Origin of the sequence: Paraburkholderia phymatum, assembly GCF_040965635.1 — a bacterium.
GTDB lineage: Bacteria > Pseudomonadota > Gammaproteobacteria > Burkholderiales > Burkholderiaceae > Paraburkholderia > Paraburkholderia phymatum_B.
Genome location: NZ_JBFRCH010000005.1, coordinates 293727 through 313343, shown reverse-complemented (window position 1 = coordinate 313343; position 19617 = coordinate 293727). Strand labels below are relative to the sequence as shown.

Sequence of the window (19617 nt, the reverse complement as noted above, 5' to 3'; positions counted from 1 at the left end):
ACGCGCCCTTCGCTTTTCAGGTATTGCAGGTTTTTCCATGACCCGACCCATTCCCAACGTCCTGACGATCGCCGGCTCCGATTCCGGCGGCGGCGCCGGCATTCAGGCCGATCTGAAGGCTTTCTCGGCGCTCGGCGCGTATGGCGCGAGCGTGATCACCGCGTTGACGGCGCAGAACACGCGCGGCGTGACGGCGATTCACACGCCCGATCCCGCTTTCGTCACCGCGCAACTGGACGCCGTGTTCGATGACATCCGCATCGATGCCGTGAAGATCGGCATGCTGGCCAACGCGTCGATCGTGCGCGCCGTCGCCGACGCGCTGCGCCGCCACAAGCCGAAGCATGTCGTGCTCGACACCGTGATGATCTCGAAGAGCAATCATGCGTTGCTTGCGCCCGAAGCCGTCGATGCCGTGCGCGACGAACTGCTGCCGCTCGCCGATCTGCTGACGCCGAATCTGCCGGAAGCAGCCGCGCTGCTTCGCACGTCGAGCGCCACGGAAGAAGCCGCGATGGTCGATCAGGGCGAAGCGCTGCGCAAGCTCGGCGCGCGCGCGGTGCTGATGAAGGGCGGCCATCTCGCCGCCGCAGACAGCCCCGACTGGCTCATCCAGGACAGCGGCACGATGCGACTCGCCGGTCCGCGCGTGCCCGTGAAGAACACGCACGGGACGGGCTGCACGCTATCGTCGGCGATCGCGGCATTGATTCCGCAGCGCGACGATCTCGCAAGCGCTGTCGCCGATGCGAAGGCTTATCTGACGGGCGCGCTCGAAGAGAGCAGCCGGCTCGACGTCGGTCATGGCGTCGGACCGGTGCATCACTTCTATCGGTGGTGGTAGCGGCGGGACGGTAGCGGCGCGGTGTCACGCGTCGATGCTTCAGGCGTCGATTTACGTCACGCCTGACGCGTCGGTCGCCGCGCAAACGCTTGCGCCCGCTCGGGCCAGTCGTCGGGCACGATGAAGCCGCGCGAGCGCTCGACCCAATGTCCTTCTGCATTCCCGACGAATGCGGCGACCATCGTCGGCGCCGTCTGCTGCATCAGCTGCTGCGCGAGCACATCGGCGGAAACGAAGCTCGACGCGTGCTGGCTGTCGTGGATGCGCGGCGAAAGCCATTCGAGCCTCGGCAGCACGATCCACGCATCCGCATGGCCGCTGGAAAACGACGGCCAGTCGGCTCGCGTCGACCACCAGCCGCGCGCGTGCGCCGGCTCGATTTCGGCGGGATCGCGCTCGTTCGTGCCGTTGCGATAGAAGAGCCAGCCTTTAACGAACATCTGCGCGTCCCACGGCCCGCGATGGCCCAGCGACGCAAACTCCTCGCGAGCGCTCAACCGCAACTGATGATCGAGCAGATGCGCGAGCTTCAGATCGAAGCGGTCCTGCAGATTCGGGCCCACGTAATCGGCAAGTTCTCCGCGCCCGTCGCCCGCGTGCAGATAGCATTTGACGGCCAGTTCCCAATGCAGCCGCCGGCCCGTCGGCGTCTCGACGAGGAAATCGCATTCGCCCAGCGTGATGCCTTTGCGCCGCAGCGGCACGTTCGCGGCGACCAGCCGGGCGGCCGGGCCGTACGTCAGGAACCACGCGAGCAGACACTCGGCGTAGCGGCCGAGGCGCGTCACGCGCGCGGCCGCGATATGCCGGTGCAAAGCGGCGGGATCGGCGTCTTGCGCTTCGAGCCAGTCGATCGTCGCAGCCGCTGCATCGGACGATTCGAACGGCGCCGCGAGCACGCCGGACGGCGGTTGCGAGCGCAACAGATCGGGGCTGAACAGGAGCCACGCGATGTCGCGCACGGCGGCGTCGGACAGCGCGTCGAGCCGGGCCGTCGATGGCGCCTCGAACGAAGCGGTCGGCCCGGCGGCGTCCATCATTTCGAAGCACCCGCCTGCGTGTCTTGCGGCGCCGCGTTGTGCCAGGTATCGCGGGCGAGACACAGGTCCTGCCACGACTTCGCCTTGTCGCCGAGGCTGCGCAACAGATACGCCGGATGGTACGTGACGACCACGGGCACGCCCTCGTACTCGTGGACGCGTCCGCGCAGCGACGAAATGCTCGCGTCCGTCTTCAGCAGACTCTGCGCGGCGAAGCGGCCGAGCGCGACGATCAGCTTCGGCTTCACGAGCGCCACCTGCCGTTGCAGATACGGCTCGCAACGCGCGACTTCGTCCGGCTCAGGATTGCGGTTGCCGGGCGGGCGGCATTTGATCACGTTGGCGATATACACGTTCATGCCGCGCGCAAGGCCGAGCGAGCGCAGCATGTTGTCGAGCAGCTTGCCCGCCTGGCCGACGAACGGCTCGCCCTGCCTGTCCTCGTTTTCGCCGGGCGCCTCGCCGATCAGCATCCAGTCGGCTTCGCGATCGCCGACGCCGAAAACCGTGTTCGTGCGCTTCTCGCAGAGACGGCAGTGCTCGCACGCCGACACCCGTTCTTCGAGCGCGCTCCAGTCGAGCGTGTCGACGGCAGGCTGCGCCGGGCGGGCGACTTGCGCTTCCGTGTGCGACGGCGGTTCGGCGGGAAGGTCGTCGAACCACGCGAAGTCGTCGTCGGGCGGCGCTGCTTCCGCGTCGGGCGCGGACGCGCGGCGGGCTGGCTGCGGCGGCGTCCGGTGAGCTTCGTCCGACGTTGTTTCGCGGCGTGACGCGGCCGCACCTTGCGGTTCTGTTTGCGATTCGCCTGCTTCGCGCGAGAGAGCGGCGCGGGCCGCTCCGTTGCCGTTGCCGGTGCCGTTATCGGCGCTCACGGCGGCGGCTCGAACAGCCACATCTTCGCCGCGGGCCTCGACATCGACGCTCGCCGCGGCACGAGTTGCGGCATCGGCGCCTTCCGCCTGCGCGTGCGCGTCGTCAGCCACGGCCGCGTGTCGTGCGATCCCTCGGCGCATCCAAATCGGCGCGAGGCCGAGTTCTTCCAGCGCGGATTCATGCAGCGCCATCTGCGCCCTCCTTCTCGAAACTGAAACGCATCACGATGGCGTCCTCCCGGCTGCGATGCCGCGCCGGATAATAATTCTTGCGGCGGCCAATCGACGCAAAGCCGAAGCGCTCGTACAGCTTGATCGCGCGATGGTTCGACGGCCGTACTTCGAGCAGCATCCCGGCGAGCCTTTCGCTGCGCGTGATCCGGACGGCTTCGCGCAACAGCGCAAGGCCCGCTCCCGCGTGCTGCGCGGCAGGCGCGACGCACAGGTTCAGCAGATGCATTTCGTCGACGACAGGCATCAGCACGCAATAGCCGATCAGCGTGCCCGTCACGTGCCGCAGACATATGCCGAAGTAGCCGTTGCGCAGCGAGTCTTCGAAATTGCCGCGGCTCCACGGAAATTCATAAGCGAGCTTTTCGACAGCCGCGACCTCGTCGAGATCGCCCTCCGTCATCGGCGACATGTAGCGGTCCGCCAGCAGCACGCCGCTCATCGCCGGCCCTCGCCCTCGGCGGTATGGGCCGCATGCGCCGATGACGCTGCCGTTTGCGCATGTTGCGCGGCCTTCGCGGCCAGGCGCTCTTCCGTGGTCTGCGCGACCTTGTCGCGGATGTACTCGGGCGCCGCCTGATCGGCGGGCAGCGTGCGGCCCGCGCGGAACGCGCGCAGCGCCGCGAATGCGATCGGCAGCGCGTGCGGCACGGCTTCGTGATCGACGGTTCGCGCGACGCTCGCCGCCTTCAGACGATCGCCGAACGCCGCAGCGGCATTGCCCGCCAGCGTGAACGGCTGGTCCGGCAAGTCGAGCGCATCGGCCGAGCCGAGCGCGGCGGAGTGGACCGTGCGCCACTCGCGCGCGTTGGCATCCCACGCGTAGTCGGCCCAATAGACCTCGTCCATGCGCGCATCGAGCGCGGCAAGCACGCGCGTGGCCGACGGGTCGCGCCGGCGCGCGCTTTCGGCGCACGCGAGCAGCGTGCCGATCGGCACCACGGGGCAATTCAGTCCGAATGCGAGTCCCTGCGCGACGCCCGTCGCGGTGCGCAAGCCCGTGAACGAGCCGGGCCCGGCGCCGAACGCGATCGCATTGCAGTCGGCGAGCGCGAGGCCCGCTTCGTCGAACAGCTCGCGAATCGCGGGAAGTAGCCGCGTGCTCGAGACGGCGCCCGTCGATTCATGGCGTACCCAGACAAGCGGTTTGGGAGCAGACGCGTCCGCGTCGTCGGCCGATGAGGTGTCGTCGGCGGATTCAGTGGACAACAGGGCGACCGAGCAAAATTCGGTCGAAGTATCGAGGGCAAGCAGCACGGTTTTCGTCATGACCGCTATTGTAATGCGGCGCCCAGCGTCGCCGGATGCGAACACGACCCAGCCTGCGCAGGGACGCGTTTGGAAGGATCGCTCCAGCCTCACCGGGCCGCGCGCCGGGTATCGCTTGCTATGATCGACGCCTTATCTCGAAAAAGCATGGAGGATCTGATGAGCGACGTGGACGGTCTCTTCGCGAAGGCACAGGAAGACGTGAAGCAACTGCCGGAGCGTCCGGGCAACCTCACGCTGCTGCGCCTGTACGCGCTCTTCAAGCAGGCCACCGATGGCGACGTGCACGGCGACAAGCCCGGCTTCACCGATATAGTCGGCAAGTACAAGTACGACGCCTGGGCAGCGCTGCAAGGCACCACGCCCGACACGGCGAAACAGCAATATGTCGAACTGGTCGAGTCGCTCAGGAACGGCGGCGCGGCTTGATCAATACCGCGATACGGGCAGAGCAAGCCGCCAATTCATCTTACGAATCGGCGGCTTTCGCTGAGACGAGTCTTAATGGTGGCGCAGTGCAGCAAATATCGATATAATGCGGTCTGCGCTTCACCGCTTTGGCGGGAAAAAGCGCCTCGTAGCGTTTTGCTCCAATCCAGTTTAGAACCTGTCCCCTCCTGCAAGGCCCCACGGGCCGTCAAGTCCAGGCTGGCGGCAAGCCAATCCCGGCCTGTCGCATTCGATACAGCTTCTAACGAGAAACTCGCCTTCACTGTCGCGAGTTGCCCCCGTTTTTCGATTTGCTCGCTGCTTCTTTGCTCGCTGAATCCGACGACTTGGGTATGCCGATTGGCGCCGACGTGTTACTTCCCATGTTTCAAGGATTCTCATGACTTCGAGCAATACCTCCAGCCCCCTGAACGCCATCGCCGATCAAGCCCTCGGTCTCGACACGCCCGACACGTCCGTGCAAGCCCCCGAACCTGAAGGCCCGACGTTCGCTGAGCTGGGTCTGTCGGCGGAGATCGTTTCCGCGCTGACGGCAGCCGGCTACAAGACGCCGACGCCCGTTCAGCAGCGCGCGATTCCCGCCGGCATCGCCGGCCGTGATCTGCTGGTGTCGAGCCCGACGGGTTCGGGCAAGACGGCTGCGTTCATGCTGCCCGCCATCGAGCGTTTCGCCCAGTTGCAAAAGACGCAAGCCAATCAGCCGCGTGAGCCGCGCGAAAACAACGGCGGTGGCCGCGGCCGCCGTCCGATGCCCGTCGCGCGTCCTGGCCTGCTGGTCCTCACGCCGACCCGCGAACTCGCGATGCAGGTCACGACGGCCGCTTCGACCTACGGCAAGCACCTGCGCCGCCTGCGCACCGTCAGCATCCTCGGCGGTGTCGCGTACGGCCAGCAGCTGATGCTGCTCGCCAAGAACCCCGAAATTCTCGTCGCCACGCCGGGCCGTCTGCTCGACCATCTGGAGCGCGGCCGCATCGACCTGTCGCAGTTGCAGATGCTCGTGCTCGACGAAGCCGACCGCATGCTCGACATGGGCTTCATCGACGACATCGAGACGATCGTCGCCGCAACGCCCGCCACGCGTCAGACGATGCTGTTCTCGGCGACGCTCGACGGCAAGATCGGCTCGCTGACGGGCCGTCTGCTGAAGGACCCGGAGCGCATCGAGATCACGCAACGCATCGAGCAGCGCACGAACATCGCGCAGACCGTGCATTACGTGGACGACCGCGATCACAAGGATCGCCTGCTCGACCATCTGCTGCGCGACGTGAGCCTCGATCAGGCGATCGTCTTCACGGCGACCAAGAGCGATGCCGATATGCTGGCCGGCCGTCTCGCCGACGCCGGTTTCGAATCGGCTGCGCTGCACGGCGATCTGCCGCAAGGCGCGCGCAACCGGACGATCCGCGCGCTGCGCGAGCGCCGCGTGCGCGTGCTGGTGGCCACCGACGTCGCTGCTCGCGGCATCGACATCCCCGGCATCACGCACGTGTTCAACTACGACCTGCCGAAGTTCGCCGAAGACTACGTGCACCGTATCGGCCGCACGGGCCGCGCGGGCCGCTCAGGGACGGCAGTGAGCCTCGTGCATCACGCCGAGCAGGGTGCGCTCAAGCGCATCGAGCGCTTCGTGCGCTCGCCCTTGCCCGTCAACGTGATTGCCGGCTTCGAGCCGCGCAAGGCGCCGCCGGCGAACGGCCGCGGCGGGTTCGGCGGCCGTGGCCGTCCGAACGGCAACGGCAACGGCGGCCGGCGCTTCGGCGGCAAGCCGGGCTACGGCTCGCGCGACGGCAACGGCGGCGGCTATGGCGCACGTGAAGGCAACGGCGGCAACGGCTACGGTGCGCGCGAAGGCGGCAATGGCGGCCGTAGCTGGGGCAACAACCGACCGGCGAGCGGCTCGCGTGAAGGCGGCTACGGCGGCGGTTCGCGCGACGGTTATCGCAGCGAAGGCTACCGTGGCAACCGCGAAGGCGGCAGCTATTCGCGCGACGGCGGCTACGGCGCGCGCCGCAACGACGGCCCGCGCAACTCGCGCCGAGGCGACTAAAACACTTGCATTCGGGTTCTCAAACGCCTGACAAAGGTGGACGAGAACAGCAAGACATGAAGAACCGACGCCCCGGCGTCGGTTTTTTTACGCCTCAGCTCGCTTTTCACGATGCGAAAAATTTTTTTGCCTCGTAAAAAATCGTGCTGCGTAGCACAAGAACGGCGGTTGCAAGATGGAAAATTTCGTTTCTCAATGCGGGATATGAGACATAACATATTGAAAAATAACCAATAAAAATCGCCGAAAAAGACTTGGTGATGTCTGTTCCGGCCGACGCCTTTTGCCTAGACTCTTATATAAGACTTCACCCAACGAGATGCCTACGGCAGCCCTCGCTTCGTGGAAGTCACGAGTCCACCGAACCCTCTTCAGGCAAAAGGAGCACACCATGTCGCGTAACGAACAGGCAAAGCAACTTCAACAACAGTGGGAAACCGACAGCCGCTGGAAAGGCATCAAGCGCGGTTACACGGCGGAAGACGTCGTGCGCCTGCGCGGCTCGCTGCAACCCGAGCACACGCTCGCGCGCCGCGGCGCCGAACGCCTGTGGAACGGCATGAAGGAGGAGCCGTTCGTCAACGCGCTCGGCGCGCTGACGGGCAACCAGGCGATGCAACAGGTCAAGGCCGGTCTGAAGGCCATCTACCTGTCGGGCTGGCAGGTCGCGGGTGACGCCAACGTGGCGGGCGAAATGTATCCGGACCAGTCGCTGTATCCGGCGAACTCGGTGCCGCTCGTCGTGAAGCGCATCAACAACACGCTCACGCGCGCTGACCAGATCCAGTGGTCGGAAGGCAAGAATCCGGGCGACGAAGGCTATATCGACTACTTCGCGCCGATCGTCGCCGACGCCGAAGCCGGTTTCGGCGGCGTGCTGAACGCGTTCGAGTTGATGAAGGCGATGATCGAAGCGGGTGCAGCCGGCGTGCACTTCGAAGACCAGCTCGCTTCCGTGAAGAAGTGCGGCCACATGGGCGGCAAGGTGCTCGTGCCGACGCGTGAGAACGTCGCAAAGCTGACGGCCGCGCGTCTCGCCGCCGACGTATGCGGCGTGCCGACCGTGCTGATCGCGCGCACCGACGCGGAAGCTGCCGACCTGATCACGTCCGACGTCGACGACAACGACAAGCGGTTCCTCACGGGCGAGCGCACGATCGAAGGCTTCTTCCGCACGAAGCCGGGCCTCGAGCAGGCCGTGTCGCGCGGTCTCGCGTACGCGCCGTATGCCGATCTGATCTGGTGCGAAACGGGCAAGCCGGACCTCGAATACGCGAAGAAATTCGCCGAGGCGATCCACAAGGAGTTCCCGGGCAAGATGCTGTCGTACAACTGCTCGCCGTCGTTCAACTGGAAGAAGAACCTCGACGACGCGACGATCGCGAAGTTCCAGAAGGAACTCGGCGCGATGGGCTACAAGTTCCAGTTCATCACGCTCGCCGGCTTCCACGCGCTGAACTACTCGATGTTCAACCTCGCGCACGGCTATGCGCGCCAACAGATGAGCGCATTCGTCGAACTCCAGCAGGCCGAGTTCGCGGCAGCCGAGAAGGGCTTCACAGCCGTGAAGCACCAGCGCGAAGTGGGCACGGGCTACTTCGATGCCGTCACGCAGACGGTCGAGCGCGAAGCATCGACGACGGCCCTGCACGGCTCGACGGAAGACGAGCAGTTCTTCGATAACAAGAAGGTCGCCTGAACGGGCTGACGTCGTCTGACGTCGGCGGCTTCAACGGCCGAAGATATGCGCCTTTCGCACGCAGCATCGTGGAAAAGCGGCCCCGCACAGGGCCGCTTCCCTACCCGGCTCGGACGGTCGCTATGCGCCGTCAGAGCGCGGATGCAACGAACCTGAGAGATACAACACGGAAGCAAAGTCGGCACGTACCACGCGCCGACGCAAATTGGAAATGCGCGCGCCGGCTATCCGCTGGCGCGCGTCCTTTCAGACGTATCGAGCCAAAACCGTGGACTGCCCGACAGAAGGCCAACGTGGGCAGAAAACGCGCGCTATCGATAGACAATCACCGGAATTTTCGTATGCGTGAGCACGCGCTGCGTCTCGCTGCCGATCAGCAGACTGCCGAGTCCGCGCCGCCCATGCGACGCCATGAAGATCACATCGCAGCCGCCCTGCTCGGCCGCTTCGATGATGCCGAGATACGGCGATGGATGCACACTCGTCTGGCTCGTGCATTCGACACCCGCGCCGCGCGCCGCCTCCTCGACCTCCTGCAGATGCTGACGCGCTTCGCGCTCGCTGCGGTCCTGAAAGTCGACGGGCGGTTCGATCACGACTTCGGAAAACGGCGAGTACGGATATTGCGGCAGGCACGCATACGCGGTGACGCGCGCACCGACTGCCTGAGCAAGATCGATCGCGCCGTCGATCGCTTTCTTCGACAGTTCCGAACCATCGGTCGGTACGAGGATGTGCTTGAACATGGTGCCCTCCGTCGTCGACTGCAGGTGTGGGAAACGCCCGGTTGCCGCTCGCCGCTGTGCATCGTCACGAGCGCGCAGATGCGAGCGCTCATGCGATCTGAATCGCCTGCGCCGCGCCGGCAGCGAAGCGGAGCGGCAGGCCGTCAAAACGATTGTAGTGCGCCGAAATGTCGTGCAACGGGCGCGTGCGGGCTTGTCCGCATATCGGAAACCCGCGCGGGCTCTGACGTTCGGCTTGCGGCACGGGACACGCCGAAATCAACCCCAATACGCCGGATCGCCGTACGTATGCTTGAGAAAGTCGAGGAAAAGTCGTACGCGCAACGGCAGGTGACGTCGCTGCGGGAACACCGCATGAATGCCGATGGGCGGCGCGGCGAATTGGTCGAGCACACTGACGAGGCGCCCCGCCGCGATATCCATGCCGACTTCCCACCACGAACGCCACGCGAGTCCATAGCCTTCGAGACACCATTCGTGCAGCACTGCGCCGTCCGAGCATTCCATCGTGCCCGACACCTTGATCGTCACGACCTTGTCGCCCTGCTGGAACATCCAGCCGCGCTGCTGGTTCGCGCTCGCGCCGAGCGCGAGGCAGTTGTGATGCGCGAGATCCGAGAGTGTCTGCGGTGCGGGACGACGCGCCAGATAGGCGGGCGACGCGACGCAGACTCGCTTGTTCTCACCCAGTCTCAAGGACACGAGCGACGAATCGGGCAATTCACCGAGCCTTATCGCGCAGTCGAATCCTTCGTTGACCAGATCGACCATGCGATCCGACAGATCGAGAGAGATCGTCACGTCCGGATGCGCGACCGTGAACGTCGGCACGAGCGGCGCGACATGCCGGCGACCGAAACCAGCCGGCGCCGTGACGCGCAGATGGCCGCTCGCCTTCACGCCGCCTGCGGACACGCTGGCCTCGGCGTTCTGCATGTCGTGAATGATGCGCTGACAGTCTTCGAGAAACGCCGAGCCTTCGTAGGTCAGCGTGATCCGGCGAGTCGTGCGCACGAGGAGCTTGACGCCGAGGCGCTCTTCGAGCGCGTCGATGCGGCGGCCGATGATCGCGGGCGCGACGCCTTCGACCTGCGCTGCCCCGGACAGGCTGCCGCGCGCCGCGACGGTCACGAAAGTCTCAATCTGCTTGAAGCGGTCCATCTGCGGATGACTGGGCGCGTCGATTGCGCACGAATTGGGTGATGCGCGTCAGATTAGGTTGATGAAAGTAAAAGATCAAGTGATCTTTAGAGTCTTTTGAGCAGATGCCGTCACGAATAGAATCGAACCCGACCTCTGAATGGAGCGCATGGCGATGTCGGCCACAACGACACCCTTCCCGAAAGCAGTGATTTTCGATGCGTACGGCACGTTGTTCGACGTGCATTCCGTCGTCGCGGCGGCGGAGCAGATGTTTCCCGGCTGCGGCGATGCGCTCTCGCAGTTGTGGCGGCAAAAGCAGATCGAATACGCGCAGCTGCGCACGCTGTCCGATCCGGCCGGCGCGCACTACCAGCCATTCTGGAACGTCACGCTCGACGCGCTGCGCTTCTCCGCCCGCAAGCTGGGCCTCGCGCTGACCGCGTCCGGTGAAAAGCGCCTGATGGACGAATACGCGTGCCTTTCGGCGTTTCCCGACGTGCTGCCCGCGCTGCGGCAGCTACGCGGCATGCGCGCCGCAGAAAGCGCCGCGCAGATCGGTCTCGCGATTCTCTCGAACGGCAATCCGCAGATGCTCGACATCGCTGTCAAAAGCGCGGGCATGGCGGGAATGTTCGATCACGTGCTGTCGGTGGATACCGTGCGCGCGTTCAAGCCGGCGCCCGCGAGCTACGCGCTCGGCACACAGGCGTTCGGCACGAGCGCGCGCGAGATCGTGTTCGTGTCGTCGAACGGCTGGGACGCGGGCGGCGCGAACTGGTTCGGCTACACGGTCTTCTGGCTCAACCGCCAGGGCGCGCCCGCCGAGGAACTGGGCGTCGCGCCGCATGGCACGGGCAGGAGCATGAACGAACTGATCGCGTTTATCGACAGCCTCGCGTCGCCCGGGACAGCGAAGAAAGCTGGCAAACGGGAGTCGGGCAGCCGCCGCGCACGCCGCAGTCCCGGCGCATGACGGCATGCCATCCCATTCGAATCCACCAGAGACGACGCATTGCAATTGCATCAACAAGCATCTTTAAAACTGACCGACCAAGGAGAACTCATGGCGAACACGCTGCCGCTGCCGCAGGGCATGACCATCACCGGCGAGATCAAGCCCGGATTCGAGACCATTCTCACGCCGCAAGCGCTCGAACTCGTTGCCAGCCTGCACCGCACGTTCGAGCCGCGCCGCCAGCAGCTGCTGAAAGCGCGCGCCGAGCGCGCAAAGCGTCTCGACGCCGGCGAGCGCCCCGACTTTCTCGCGGAAACGAAGAGCATCCGCGAAGGCGACTGGACGATCGCGCCGCTGCCGCAGGACCTGCACTGCCGCCGCGTCGAGATCACGGGGCCCGTCGACCGCAAGATGATCATCAACGCGCTGAATTCGGGCGCGGACTCCTACATGACCGACTTCGAGGATTCGAATGCGCCGAGCTGGGACAACCAGATCACCGGTCACATCAATCTGAAAGAAGCCGTGCGCCGCAGGATCTCGCTGGAGCAGAACGGCAAGTCGTACAAGCTGAACGACGAGATCGCGACGCTGATCGTGCGTCCGCGCGGCTGGCATCTGGACGAGAAGCACGTGACCGTCGACGGCCAGCGCGTATCGGGCGGCATCTTCGACTTCGCGCTGTTCCTGCATCACAACGCGAAGGAGCAACTGTCGCGCGGCACGGGCCCGTACTTCTATCTGCCGAAGATGGAAAGCCATCTCGAAGCGCGCCTGTGGAACGACATTTTCATCGCCGCGCAGGAAGCCGTCGGCGTGCCACGCGGCACGATTCGCGCAACCGTGCTGATCGAAACGATCCTGGCCGCGTTCGAAATGGATGAGATTCTGTACGAGCTTCGTGAACACAGCTCGGGCCTGAACGCCGGACGTTGGGACTACATCTTTTCGGCGATCAAGAAGTTCAAGAACGACAAGGACTTCTGCCTCGCGGATCGCTCGCAGATCACGATGACGGTGCCGTTCATGCGCGCCTATGCGCTGCAACTGCTGAAGACGTGCCACCGCCGCAACGCGCCTGCGATCGGCGGCATGAGCGCGCTGATTCCGATCAAGAACGACGCGGCCGCGAACGAGAAAGCGATGGCCGGCGTGCGCTCCGACAAAGCGCGCGACGCGACGGACGGCTACGACGGCGGCTGGGTCGCGCACCCGGGCCTCGTGCCCATCGCGATGGACGAGTTCGTCAAGGTGCTCGGCGACAAGCCGAACCAGATCGGCAAGCAGCGCGACGACGTGCAGGTAACGGGCGATGACCTGCTCGACTTCCGCCCCGAAGCGCCCATCACCGAGGCAGGCCTGCGCAACAACATCAACGTCGGCATTCACTACCTGGGCTCGTGGCTCGCCGGCAATGGCTGCGTGCCGATTCACAACCTGATGGAAGACGCGGCGACGGCGGAAATCTCGCGCTCGCAGGTCTGGCAGTGGATTCGTTCGCCGAAGGGCACGCTCGAAGACGGACGCAAGGTGACGGCAGATCTCGTGTGCGAACTGACGGCGCAGGAACTCGACAAGGTGAAGGCCGTGATGGCCGGCGATACGAAGCCCTACGATCGCGCGGCGCAGATCTTCAGCGAGATGTCGACATCGGAGAACTTCACCGAATTCCTGACACTGCCGCTTTACGAAGAACTCTGAGCGTAGCGATGCGCACCGAACGGAAAGCCGCTGCTTGCGGCCTTTCCGCCAGGCGCGCGAGACGCGATCGCTCGACGATTGACCGACCGGGAATGGCCTGGCGGGCGTCATGCCTGCTGGGCCGTTCTTTTTTCCAGCGCTGCTTTTGTCGCTTCGAGTTCCACGGGCGGGGATGCGCGCAACAAACGCGATCCCCTCCAATCAACGCCCGTTCGAACGCCGGTGCGCAACCCAGTCGCCGGAGCGAATCTCCGGCAACCCTTTGACCGCTTCGCGCTGCACCGGATAGTAGCGGCACGTGATGGGCGCACCTTCGACCTCGACGGTCACTTCACGCGGCAAAAACAGCCCCTCGACACCCGGATAGACCTCCTCGATCTCATCGAGCACGGCAACCAGTCCTTCGTCGATTTCGTAGACATCCCCTTGCACATGAATTCCCGCGTCATCGGGCACGAGACCCGGATAGGCACCGAAGTCGAAGAGACGCCCACGTACAGTGGCCGAACCGACCAGCGTGGGCGCCGCGATATCGTTGCGCACCGCCGCGGCGCCGATGTCGTTGATTTCGCCGGCACGCAAGGTGCCATACACAAAGACGTTTTGCATCCTTTCACTATCCTCGATCAAATCAGACTTGCGTGCCGCCGTCGCGATCAGGCGAGCGATGCACTTGCGACCAGCACGCCGTCGATATCCGCATAGACCCATTCACCCGGACGCACCACCGATCCGGGCAGGCGCACGGGCACATCGCGCTCGCCGCCGCCACGTTTCTGGCTGCGCTGCGGATTCGTCGCCAGCGCAACGATGCCGATATTGCACTCGTTGAGTTCGAGCGCATCGCGCACGCAGCCGAACACGACAATGCCCGCCCAGCCGTTCTTCTCGCCGAGCTTGCCCAGGTTGCCGCCGACGAGCGCGCAGCGCAGGCTGCCGCCCCCGTCGACGACCAGCACGCGCCCTGCGCCCTTTTCTTCGAGCGTCGCGCGCACCAGCGTGTTGTCCTCGAAAACCTTCAGCGTGACGGCCTCGCCGCCAAAGCGCGCCGCGCGGCCGAAACGGCTGAATACGGGATCGAGCACGCGTAACGTGCCCGCGGCGAGCTGGTCTTCATGTGCATCGCACAGATCTGCGGTTGCAAAATTCATTAGCGTCCCCTGTCGAAACGAATCCGGTGCATTATGCCGCGCCATTTTTGCGATGTCCCATCGGCCGTTCGGCTAATGCCGGGGCTACGCGCCGGCCCCTACAATGATATGCATCGCCTCGCCCCGCCCGCGCCGCCGGCCAGCCCCGCCTTCCAGCCCATTACGTCATGACTGAAGCCGCCCGTTCAACCCCGCCCGCCGCCGCGAAAGCCCCGGCTGAGCTATCCACACGCGTCGATTTCGCCGACATTCCGCCCGAGTTTGCGCCGACGCCGACGCATCCCATCCGCGTGCGCTCGCGGCCGATGCCCGCAGGCGTGCGCATCGCGCGGCACACGCACGCGTGGGCGCAGGTCGCGTATGCGTCGCGCGGCGTACTTCGCGTCGGCACGTTCGGCACCACGTGGATGGTGCCGCCGTCGCGTGCGATCTGGGTACCGCCATATGTGCTGCACGAAGTGGTGATCGTCGAAGATGCGTTTCTGCGCACGCTCTACGTGAACGAGGCGGCCGTGCCGGCGGGGCTGGATACGTGCCGGGTCGTCGAGGTCTCGGGGCTGCTGCGCGAAGTGATCGCCGCACTCGATACCCCGGGTCTGCAGCCCGACCGCGAGCGGCTGCTAGGCTCGCTTGCGCTCGACGAGATCACGCGCTCGCAGCCGCTGCCGTTGTCCGTGCCGATGCCGACGGAAAAGCGCCTGCGCGCCTTATGCGAAGCGGTGCTCGCCGATCCTGCGAATGCCGACTCGCTGGAGCGATGGGCGTCGACGGTCGGCGCGAGCACGCGCACGATCGCGCGGCTCTTCCGGCAGGAACTGGGCGTGAGCTTTTCGCAATGGCGTCAGCAGGCCGTGCTCGCCCGCGCGATTCCGTTGCTCAGCCAAGGGCGTCCGCTGTCGCATGTCGCGCGCGAGTTGGGGTATCAAAGCCAAAGTGCGTTTTCCGCGATGTTCAGGCGCGCGTTCGGAGAAAGTCCGCGAGCGTTCATGCTGCGCGGCGCGGAGCATCGGCGCGACGAGCCGGAGCACGAAGAGAATGACGATGTTTCGATGTGAGCATGCGGAGGGGGGCACGCATCGATGTGAAGGCAGAACTCGACGGCTGGCTGAACGCGCGCGCCGATCGCGATTTGCGCTCCGATCTATCGAGCGCCGCTGACGCCCTCAGACGCGCCGCGACATATGCCGGATCGAGCCCAGTTGCGCGAGACGCGGTCCCGCGAGCCGATAGCCCATCCGTTGATAGAGACGCGCGGCGGGATTGTCGACGAACACTCTCAATTGAAGTTCGGAGAGCCCGCGAGCCCGCGCCCAGCGATGCGACGTATTCAGCAGATAGGTGCCCGCGCCGCGCCGCCGGTGGCCTTCGGCAATCTGCACATCGCGGATGTGCAGTGAGTCGCCTTCCTCGGTGATGCGCAGCACGCCGATGCGTTCGCCGTCCACTTCGAGTATGAAGTTTTCCGACTCGCGCCAGCTCGCGAGAAACAGGTCGCTGCGCCACACAAGGTGATGCCGACGATAATATCCGCCCATGTTGTTGCGCGTCAGCGCCTCAGCGAACTGAAAGTCGTCCATGCTGGCCTTGCGCAAGTAGAAGGGAGACGGATCGTCGGTCGGGTCGAGCATCGCGCGGGGACGAAAGATTCGGTCCGCACAACGTTAAGACAGGCGGAACGCGCTGGCAATGGCTGTTTGCCCGACAGCGATGCGAGCGGCGTGACAGACGCAGCACGCAAGGTTTGCGTGCAAAAACAAAAAAGCCCGCTGACGATTCAGCGGGCTTCATGTTTCTGGCGGAGCGGACGGGACTCGAACCCGCGACCCCCGGCGTGACAGGCCGGTATTCTAACCGACTGAACTACCGCTCCAGTCTTGCTACCAACTCGCGAGCGTCGGTTAGCTCTCGCAAGCGCATCGCTTGAATCTCAAGCAACGCCAGTATCTGGCGTCCCCTAGGGGATTCGAACCCCTGTACTCACCGTGAAAGGGTGATGTCCTAGGCCTCTAGACGAAGGGGACAACATACTTCACACACTACTGCTTACACCTTTAACGAAAAAGCCCGCTCACCGAACGGGCTTAATCTGGCGGAGTGGACGGGACTCGAACCCGCGACCCCCGGCGTGACAGGCCGGTATTCTAACCGACTGAACTACCACTCCAGTCTTGCTACCTGACTCGCGAGCGTCGGTTACTTCTCGCAAGCGCATCACTTGAATCTCATCAAGCAACGCCAGTATTTGGCGTCCCCTAGGGGATTCGAACCCCTGTACTCACCGTGAAAGGGTGATGTCCTAGGCCTCTAGACGAAGGGGACATAATCTTTTCAGATTTGTCTCGTTCTTGCTGCTAACTTCACTCATCAGCAGCGAAGACCGCTATTCTAACTGCTCTAGTACCGCTTGTGAAGTTTTTTTGCTACAACTTCCGGCTTACCGGAACGACTTCACTTTGTTCTGATGGTGGAGGTAAGCGGGATCGAACCGCTGACCTCTTGCATGCCATGCAAGCGCTCTCCCAGCTGAGCTATACCCCCTTGCAGAACAGAAGCGAGATTGTAGAGAGCAATTTTCGCTTTGTAAATAGCCCTTGAGCGTTTCCCGCAATTTTTTTGCGATGCCGCGGCGTGCGCGCACCGCGGCATCGTTGACCCATCCAGTTCATTACGGAACGAGGCTCACCTGAGCGCCTTTTCGATGCGGCTCACGACGACATCGCGGCCGAACAGCATCAGCACGCTATCGATCGAAGGCGTGTGCGTCGTGCCCGCGACCAGCAGGCGCACCGGCATCGCGATCTGCGGCATCTTCAGCTTGTGCGCGCCGAGCGTCGCCTTCAATGCGGCGGCGATGCCCTCTTTCGTCCAGTCACAGGTCTTCAACGCGGCGCCCAGATCGGCAAGCGCGGGGCGCACCGCGTCCGTCAGATGTTGCGCGAGCGATTCGGCATCCGGTTGGGGCTCGCGATAGAACATCGCGGCGTTGTCCACGATCTCCTTCACGGTCGATGCGCGATCCTTCATCAGCGCAATCACGTCCGCGAGATCGGCGCCCTTCGCGAACGCCGTGTCGTCGATCCCGAGCGTCGCGAAGAACGGCTTGCTCAGTTCAGCAAGGCGCGCGTTGTCCGCTTCCTTGATGTAGTGGTTGTTCAGCCAGTTGAGCTTGTTGTGGTCGTACTGCGCGGGCGACTTGCCCAGATGCTCGAGATCGAACCATTCGACGAACTGCTCGCGCGAGAAGATCTCGGCATCGCCGTGCGACCAGCCAAGCCGCGCGAGATAGTTCAGCACGGCCTCGGGCAGATAGCCCACGTCGCGATAGCCCATCACGCTCATCGCGCCATGTCGCTTGCTCATCTTTTCGCCCTGCTCGTTCAGCACCGTCGGCAAGTGCGCATAGACGGGCGGCTCCGCGCCGAGCGCGCGCAGGATGTTGATCTGGCGCGGCGTGTTGTTGACGTGGTCGTCGCCGCGAATCACGTGCGTGATCTTCATGTCGAGGTCATCGACGACCACGCAGAAGTTATAAGTCGGCGTGCCGTCCGGACGCGCGATCACGAGATCGTCGAGCTCTTCGTTCGAGATTTCGACGCGGCCCTTCACGGCGTCGTCCCACGCGACCACACCTGTCAGCGGGTTGCGAAAGCGCAGCACGGGCTGGACGCCGGCGGGCGGCGTCGGCAGCACCTTGCCGGGCTCGGGACGCCACGTGCCGTCGTAGCGCGGTTTTTCGCCCGCGGCGCGCTGACGCTCGCGCAGCGCGTCGAGTTCTTCCGTCGACATGTAGCACGGATACGCGAGCCCCTGTTCCTGCATCTGCGCGAGCACTTCGCGGTAACGATCCATGCGCTGCATCTGGTAGAACGGACCCTCGTCGTAGTCGAGGCCGAGCCATTGCATGCCTTCGAGGATTGCATCGACGGACTGCTCGGTCGAGCGCTCGACGTCGGTATCCTCGATACGCAGCACGAACACGCCCTTCATCTTGCGCGCGAACGCCCACGGATACAGCGCAGAGCGGATGTTGCCCAGGTGAATGAAGCCGGTTGGGCTCGGTGCAAAGCGGGTGCGAACGGGAGTGGTCATGTGTGGTAACTCGAAGACGGACGCCAGCGCCGGCGAACATCGAAACCGGGCGCGGCAACGAAAACGGTTCGCGCCTGCCACGGGCAACAGCAGCTGAGAACAACCGATGGCTCAGTGCGGACGCGATTGAAAAAGAGAGAGCCGAAATTATAACCGCCGACGACATCTCCACCTGGTCATGTGTTCGCATCGCGACTGGCGCCGAGCCCGTGTCGCCGCATGTGTAGACGATTCCCTCGAGCGGCCTCAACGGATTGTCGCCGCATGATCGCTTTGCATTATGATGTGCGCGCGCCGCTATCCGCATCGACGCAGCGCGCTACGATCGCCATGGGCGATCATCTTTGCATGACACGCGGCGCGACGCATTCACATGGACGCGGGCGCCGTCGCTGGAGAACTCGTTGAAACCGTCATCGCCACGTCTGTCCCGCCGCACTTTCTCGATTGCCGCGGCCTCCGCTGTCCTCTCTGCTTGCGCGTCGACGGGCAACAAGCCCGAAAACGTCACGCCGACGCCCAGCACGGCGTTGAACAATCCTCCGCCGCCCATTATCAAGCCGCAGCGCCCGTTGCGCGTCGGGCTCGCGCTCGGCGGCGGTGCCGCGCGCGGCTTCGCGCACATCGGCGTGATCAAGGCACTGGAGGCGCGCAACATCAAAATCGATCTGGTGTGCGGGACGAGCGCAGGGTCGGTGGTCGGCGCGCTGTACGCATCGGGCTTGAACGGCTTCGCGCTCAACAAGCTGGCGCTGACGATGGACGAAGCGTCGATCAGCGACTGGGCGATGCCGTTCCGCACGCGCGGTTTTCTGCAAGGCGTCGCGCTGCAAAACTATCTGAACCGGACGCTCGACAACCGCCCCATCGAGAAGATGGCGAAACCGCTCGGCGTCGTTGCGACGGATCTGAAGACGGGCCAGCCGATTCTCTTTCAGCGCGGCAACACGGGGATCGCGGTGCGCGCGTCGTCGAGCGTGCCGTCCGTGTTCGAGCCGGTGAAGATCGGCGGCCACGAGTACGTCGACGGCGGTCTCGTCAGCCCGGTGCCCGCGTCGTTCGCGCGCAAGATGGGCGCGGATTTCGTGATTGCCGTCGATATCTCCGCGCGGCCCGAGACGGCCGTCACGGAAAGTTCGTTCGATATGCTGATGCAGACGTTCACGATCATGGGTCAGACGATCAAGGCATACGAACTCGACAAATACGCCGACGTCGTGATTCGTCCGAACCTGAATGCGATGAGCGGCACCGACTTCGGACAGCGAAATGCTGCGATCCTCGCGGGCGAGGAAGCCGCTGCGCGCATCGCGCCTGAGTTGCTGAGCAAGCTGGCGGCGGCACGCGCGACCGCCTGATCGAGGCCGCAAAGGG

Annotated in this window: 18 protein-coding genes and 5 tRNA genes; 8 read left to right on the top strand and 15 right to left on the bottom strand. The window is 64.5% G+C overall.

The annotated features are described in order from the left end of the window. The first annotated feature begins 37 nt into the window (after positions 1–37). Positions 38–844: a bifunctional hydroxymethylpyrimidine kinase/phosphomethylpyrimidine kinase gene (thiD, locus tag AB4Y32_RS13140; protein WP_368721743.1), complete on the top strand. Its 807-nt coding sequence runs from the start codon at positions 38–40 to the stop codon at positions 842–844. Positions 845–900: 56 nt separating this feature from the next. Here thiD and AB4Y32_RS13135 read toward each other — a convergent pair whose 3' ends face one another. The 4 genes from AB4Y32_RS13135 to tsaB are packed head-to-tail and all read right to left on the bottom strand — an operon-like array spanning position 901 to position 4256. Continuing rightward, positions 901–1884 (bottom strand): DUF1853 family protein, encoded by a 984-nt coding sequence (locus AB4Y32_RS13135; protein WP_368721742.1) that lies wholly within the window; start codon positions 1882–1884, stop codon positions 901–903. Further along, complete coding sequence (locus AB4Y32_RS13130) at positions 1881–2948, bottom strand: uracil-DNA glycosylase (protein ID WP_368721741.1); 1068 nt, start codon at positions 2946–2948, stop codon at positions 1881–1883. Before AB4Y32_RS13130 ends, AB4Y32_RS13135 begins: the two co-directional genes overlap by 4 nt. Next, complete coding sequence (rimI, locus tag AB4Y32_RS13125) at positions 2935–3429, bottom strand: ribosomal protein S18-alanine N-acetyltransferase (protein ID WP_368721740.1); 495 nt, start codon at positions 3427–3429, stop codon at positions 2935–2937. The genes AB4Y32_RS13130 and rimI overlap by 14 nt, the downstream gene beginning before the upstream one ends. Further along, positions 3426–4256 carry a tRNA (adenosine(37)-N6)-threonylcarbamoyltransferase complex dimerization subunit type 1 TsaB gene (gene tsaB, locus AB4Y32_RS13120; protein ID WP_368721739.1) on the bottom strand — a complete coding sequence of 277 codons (831 nt, stop codon included), beginning with the start codon at positions 4254–4256 and terminating at the stop codon, positions 3426–3428. The genes rimI and tsaB overlap by 4 nt, the downstream gene beginning before the upstream one ends. Before the next feature lie 159 nt (positions 4257–4415). Here tsaB and AB4Y32_RS13115 point away from each other — a divergent pair, with 159 nt between their 5' ends. The 3 genes from AB4Y32_RS13115 to aceA all read left to right on the top strand — a co-directional run bounded on the left by AB4Y32_RS13115 (position 4416) and on the right by aceA (position 8458). Beyond that, positions 4416–4685 carry an acyl-CoA-binding protein gene (locus AB4Y32_RS13115; protein ID WP_368721738.1) on the top strand — a complete coding sequence of 90 codons (270 nt, stop codon included), beginning with the start codon at positions 4416–4418 and terminating at the stop codon, positions 4683–4685. Positions 4686–5085: 400 nt separating this feature from the next. Beyond that, positions 5086–6759 carry a DEAD/DEAH box helicase gene (locus tag AB4Y32_RS13110; RefSeq protein ID WP_368721737.1) on the top strand — a complete coding sequence of 558 codons (1674 nt, stop codon included), beginning with the start codon at positions 5086–5088 and terminating at the stop codon, positions 6757–6759. Between the two features lie 391 nt (positions 6760–7150). Further along, positions 7151–8458, top strand: a complete 1308-nt coding sequence (aceA, locus tag AB4Y32_RS13105; protein ID WP_368721736.1) for an isocitrate lyase — start codon at positions 7151–7153, stop codon at positions 8456–8458. Positions 8459–8769: 311 nt separating this feature from the next. On the opposite strand, the gene AB4Y32_RS13100 is transcribed toward aceA, so the two are convergent. After that, the gene (locus tag AB4Y32_RS13100; protein ID WP_368721735.1) at positions 8770–9204 is read right to left on the bottom strand and encodes a universal stress protein; all 435 of its coding nucleotides are present in this window, start codon (positions 9202–9204) and stop codon (positions 8770–8772) included. 258 nt (positions 9205–9462) lie between these two features. Then, positions 9463–10365: a LysR family transcriptional regulator gene (locus AB4Y32_RS13095; RefSeq protein WP_368721734.1), complete on the bottom strand. Its 903-nt coding sequence runs from the start codon at positions 10363–10365 to the stop codon at positions 9463–9465. A gap of 154 nt (positions 10366–10519) precedes the next feature. On the opposite strand from AB4Y32_RS13095, the gene AB4Y32_RS13090 reads away from it, so the two are divergent. Beyond that, entirely contained in the window at positions 10520–11320 is an 801-nt protein-coding gene (locus AB4Y32_RS13090; protein WP_368721733.1) for a haloacid dehalogenase type II, read from the top strand. Positions 11321–11410: 90 nt separating this feature from the next. Further along, a complete protein-coding gene (aceB, locus tag AB4Y32_RS13085; RefSeq protein WP_368721732.1) occupies positions 11411–13003 on the top strand; it encodes a malate synthase A in 1593 nt (530 codons plus the stop codon). Positions 13004–13204: 201 nt separating this feature from the next. Here the strand turns inward: aceB and AB4Y32_RS13080 are convergent, their stop codons facing one another. Then, a complete protein-coding gene (locus AB4Y32_RS13080) occupies positions 13205–13612 on the bottom strand; it encodes a gamma-glutamylcyclotransferase (protein ID WP_368721731.1) in 408 nt (135 codons plus the stop codon). A 47-nt stretch (positions 13613–13659) separates the two neighbouring features. Beyond that, positions 13660–14154 carry a ribonuclease E activity regulator RraA gene (gene rraA / locus AB4Y32_RS13075; protein ID WP_368721730.1) on the bottom strand — a complete coding sequence of 165 codons (495 nt, stop codon included), beginning with the start codon at positions 14152–14154 and terminating at the stop codon, positions 13660–13662. 167 nt (positions 14155–14321) lie between these two features. Here rraA and AB4Y32_RS13070 point away from each other — a divergent pair, with 167 nt between their 5' ends. Next, positions 14322–15209, top strand: coding sequence for an AraC family transcriptional regulator (locus AB4Y32_RS13070; protein WP_368721729.1), 888 nt, complete (start codon positions 14322–14324; stop codon positions 15207–15209). A gap of 108 nt (positions 15210–15317) precedes the next feature. Here the strand turns inward: AB4Y32_RS13070 and AB4Y32_RS13065 are convergent, their stop codons facing one another. From AB4Y32_RS13065 to gltX, 7 genes are all read right to left on the bottom strand, one after another. Then, a complete protein-coding gene (locus tag AB4Y32_RS13065; RefSeq protein WP_368721728.1) occupies positions 15318–15782 on the bottom strand; it encodes a GNAT family N-acetyltransferase in 465 nt (154 codons plus the stop codon). A gap of 165 nt (positions 15783–15947) precedes the next feature. Next, a tRNA-Asp gene (locus tag AB4Y32_RS13060) sits at positions 15948–16024 on the bottom strand. A 75-nt stretch (positions 16025–16099) separates the two neighbouring features. Then, positions 16100–16175, bottom strand: a tRNA-Glu gene (locus AB4Y32_RS13055). A 66-nt stretch (positions 16176–16241) separates the two neighbouring features. Continuing rightward, positions 16242–16318: transfer RNA gene (locus AB4Y32_RS13050), tRNA-Asp, on the bottom strand. Between the two features lie 79 nt (positions 16319–16397). Further along, positions 16398–16473, bottom strand: a tRNA-Glu gene (locus AB4Y32_RS13045). A gap of 143 nt (positions 16474–16616) precedes the next feature. Then, positions 16617–16692, bottom strand: a tRNA-Ala gene (locus tag AB4Y32_RS13040). 141 nt (positions 16693–16833) lie between these two features. Further along, positions 16834–18243, bottom strand: coding sequence for a glutamate--tRNA ligase (gene gltX, locus AB4Y32_RS13035; RefSeq protein ID WP_368721727.1), 1410 nt, complete (start codon positions 18241–18243; stop codon positions 16834–16836). A 404-nt stretch (positions 18244–18647) separates the two neighbouring features. Here gltX and AB4Y32_RS13030 point away from each other — a divergent pair, with 404 nt between their 5' ends. Continuing rightward, a complete protein-coding gene (locus tag AB4Y32_RS13030; protein ID WP_439899781.1) occupies positions 18648–19601 on the top strand; it encodes a patatin-like phospholipase family protein in 954 nt (317 codons plus the stop codon). Positions 19602–19617 lie beyond the last annotated feature (16 nt).